The organism is Aeromonas sp. QDB11, from assembly GCF_027705265.1.
Lineage (GTDB): Bacteria > Pseudomonadota > Gammaproteobacteria > Enterobacterales > Aeromonadaceae > Aeromonas > Aeromonas allosaccharophila.
Window position 1 is genome coordinate 1 of the sequence record NZ_JAPDBM010000186.1, and the last position, 1,034, is coordinate 1,034.

1 protein-coding gene is annotated in these 1,034 nt (G+C 49.9%); it reads right to left on the minus strand.

From position 1 onward, the window contains the following. On the minus strand, positions 1-464 hold a 464-nt coding region (locus OKC40_RS22565), incomplete at its 3' end, for a hypothetical protein (RefSeq protein WP_270797038.1). Between the last annotated feature and the right edge of the window lie 570 nt (positions 465-1,034).

A 1,034-nucleotide genomic window follows, 5' to 3' on the forward strand; every position in this document is an offset into this window, starting at 1 on the left:
AATCGACGAGCCAGCACCTCTGGGGGGACAGACTCTCGTTGAGCAGCGATCGCCATCAACCACTGTTCGACCAGCGCAAGATGGTAGTCCTCCCAGCTGCCACTGGATGTATCCATCTTTTCATACAAGGCTCTGGCATTCGCCAGCAACTCGAGGGCGAAGAGTTCTCCCTCCCTTGGAGAGGCGACGATCCCCTTGGCCAGCAACGGAATAAACTGATTTTGCAAGGTATCGAAGAAGGCATCCACCTCCTTATAATCCCAGGAAGGGGGGCGACGAGTGAGCTTGCTATACTCTTTTTTTGCCAATGCCAATAAGGCATCCTCAGCAGTAAGGTACTGGTTAATCAGGTGCTTTTTTGCGAGGGGAAGATGCGTTGCCAGGTCAAGCACGATAGCCAACAGCTCGGCTTGGCTTTTGCTTTCCAGTTTACTCAATTGCGCTTTGGTTAATATTCGTGCCATCAGCTGAACTACCCATTATCAGGTCTATCTAATCGAACATTGTGCCTGAGACCGATATAGATGCCTATCCATTGGAGCGACATCCCCCGGATGACAGAGACCATAAAGAACACATGGTTAAGAAACCATGTCTACGTCGCTGGAGGCGCTCAGCAATGAACACCTGCAAGAGCAAGCCACCAAGGCCCGATTTGCTGCTCGTATCCTTCATGCCCACTTTCTGGCACAACGTAGCGAACACCAGTGGTGGTACCCATCAAGATTGGCCGCAACGAGCCGTGTCCCTTTGGCTGCGGCTAGAAGTACAAGCAGTGCTGTTTGCACTGACCAACAACATAGATAGCAAGAGAGGGCCATTGGCCCTCTCTTGCATTAGGCAACATGGGGAGGATAGGTACAGTTATGTGGTCAACGCTGTTCATCAGGCTAGTCCGAGTTGAGTCGTCGACAATGATAACTAGTCTTGTAGGTGTGGGTTCAAATGTGGGTTCAAAACGAAAAAGGCACTATCAATAAAATGATGGTGCCTTTATTTTCAATAGCTTAGCTGTTATGGCTTAGTTCATGCCG